Below are 874 nucleotides of genomic sequence, written 5' to 3'. Positions count from 1 at the left end.
GCAACACGCCCCATCCCGAATGGCCCGGCAAAGCCCGCGTGGCTGTTCAGTTCGTGCTGAACTACGAAGAAGGCGGTGAGAACCATATCCTGCATGGCGACCCCGGCAGCGAGCAGTTTCTGTCGGAGATGTTCAATCCCGCCAGCTACCCGGCCCGTCACATGAGCATGGACGGCATCTATGAATACGGCTCGCGTGCCGGCGTCTGGCGCATTCTGAAAGAGTTCGAGAAGCGCGGCCTGCCGCTGACCGTGTTCGGCGTGGGCACGGCGCTGCAAAAGCATCGCGAGCTGGCCCAGGCCTTTGACGAACTCGGTCACGAAGTGGCCTGCCACGGCCTGAAGTGGATTCACTACCAGAACGTGCCCGAAGAGATCGAGCGCGCCCACATGCAGCAATGCGTGGACATTTTTGAAGAGCTGTACGGCGCGGGCGGCGACCACGGCCTGGGCTGGTACACCGGCCGCGACAGCCCCAACAGCCACCGCATCGTGGCCGATGCCGGTCGCTTTACCTACGACAGCGATTACTACGGCGACGACCTGCCCTTCTGGATGAAGGTCGCCAAGAGCGACGGCACGACGCACAACCAGCTCATCGTTCCCTACACGCTGGACGTGAACGATATGCGCTTTGCCCTGCCCCAGGGTTACTCGCATGCCGATCCGTTCTTCCAGTACATGAAGGACACATTCGATGTCCTGTACGCCGAGGGCAATGCCAGCGGCGACAACGCCCCCAAGATGATGAGCATAGGCATGCACTGCCGACTGCTGGGCCGTCCCGGCCGGATTACAGCGCTGCAGCGCTTCCTCGATCACATCCAGAAGCACGACAACGTGTGGGTGTGCCGCCGTATTGATTTGGCTCGTCA

At 61.7% G+C, this 874-nt stretch carries 1 protein-coding gene; it reads left to right on the top strand.

Annotated features, from left to right (window positions below; all coding sequences use genetic code 11):
• The coding region (gene puuE / locus Cth01_RS23920) for an allantoinase PuuE (protein ID WP_045840619.1) at positions 1-874 on the top strand (874 nt) is incomplete at both ends.

Origin of the sequence: Comamonas thiooxydans (assembly GCF_000964545.1) — a bacterium.
Lineage (GTDB): Bacteria > Pseudomonadota > Gammaproteobacteria > Burkholderiales > Burkholderiaceae_C > Comamonas > Comamonas thiooxydans.
Note: the sequence above shows the minus strand (reverse complement) of the source record. Positions and strands in the feature narration are given on the sequence as shown.